The sequence below is a fragment of the Deinococcus pimensis DSM 21231 genome (assembly GCF_000519345.1).
Lineage (GTDB): Bacteria > Deinococcota > Deinococci > Deinococcales > Deinococcaceae > Deinococcus_A > Deinococcus_A pimensis.
Genome location: NZ_KI912633.1, coordinates 345,101 through 345,486, shown reverse-complemented (window position 1 = coordinate 345,486; position 386 = coordinate 345,101). Strand labels below are relative to the sequence as shown.

The window sequence follows — 386 nt, the reverse complement described above, 5'->3', positions numbered from 1 at the left end:
CGCGCGCCGTACAGCACGAGACCGCCGAGGCCCTCGCGATGTCCGACGGGGTTCTCGCGGCGCACGACGCGCTGCCGCCCGTGCAGCGTGCGCAGGGCGTCCTCACCGTCGGGTTCGCCCTCATGCGTGTCGAGCAGCTCGCGCTCGCCCGTACGCTGCTGGAGCGCGCCCTGACCGAGTTCGAGGCCGAGGGCGCGTCCTACCCGGCGGCCTGGGCGACGCACAGCCTCGCCGGGTACTTCGAGTCGGTCGGGCACTTCGACCGGGCGCTGGCGCTGCGTCGCCTGCTCGACGAGCGCCTCGCGTACGACGCCGTCTCCCCGTCGCTGCGCGCGCTCAACAAGGTCCGGCAGGCGACGCTGCTCACCCGCACCCGCCGCTACGCC

The 386-nt window shown here is 74.9% G+C and carries 1 protein-coding gene; it reads left to right on the top strand.

Translation table 11 applies throughout. The features are described 5' to 3' along the window. The coding region (locus DEIPI_RS39100) for a hypothetical protein (RefSeq protein ID WP_045233734.1) at positions 1-386 on the top strand (386 nt) is incomplete at both ends.